Origin of the sequence: Pseudomonas sp. P20 (genome assembly GCF_016463925.1) — a bacterium.
Taxonomy (GTDB): domain Bacteria; phylum Pseudomonadota; class Gammaproteobacteria; order Pseudomonadales; family Pseudomonadaceae; genus Pseudomonas; species Pseudomonas aeruginosa.
The window spans coordinates 1-604 of the sequence record NZ_JAEMVM010000147.1 but is presented as its reverse complement, the minus strand read 5'-3'; the positions used below and the strand labels follow the sequence as shown (position 1 = coordinate 604).

Annotated in this window: 1 protein-coding gene; it reads right to left on the bottom strand. The window is 59.4% G+C overall.

Annotation, left to right across the window (positions count from 1 at the left end; all coding sequences use genetic code 11):
* Positions 1 to 604 (bottom strand): DnaB-like helicase C-terminal domain-containing protein (locus tag JHD77_RS33415; protein WP_199506592.1); only part of this gene is annotated, 604 nt, incomplete at both ends.

Sequence of the window (604 nt, the reverse complement as noted above, 5' to 3'; positions counted from 1 at the left end):
GGGCCACGACGGGGCAATCCATCTCCTTGGCCAGTGCTTTCAGCGAGCGGGATATCTCCGAGATCTCGGTGGCTCGGTTTTCCAGGCCTGGGCAGCGCATCAGTTGTAGGTAGTCGACCAAGATCAGCACGGGATGGCCGTACTTCCTGGCCGCACGGCGTACTTTGGCACGTAGCTCCGTCGGCGAGAGGTTGCCCTGGTCGTTGATGACCAGGCGGCTGCCATATTCGTTTATGCGCTTGATCGCGACAGACAGCCGGGGCCAATCCTCCTCTTGCAGTTGGCCTTTCATCAGCTTGCCAAGGTCCAGATGGCCAAGCAGGGCGGCCAGCCTGAACAGCAGCTGCTCTGCCGGCATTTCCATGCTGTAAACTTGGACAGACTTCTGTTGGTCGCTCTGCAGCGCGGCGTCGATAAGGTTGAGGGCAAACGACGTTTTGCCCATCGAGGGACGGGCACCGACGATGATGAGATCCGACTTCTGTAGTCCGCCGGTGAGCTCGTCGAGATCCTTCAGGCCTGTCGGGACCCCCGTTACCGTCACGTTGTTGTTGAAGCGGTAATCGATGGTGTCGACGATCCTCGCGAGGCCCTTGTTGATATC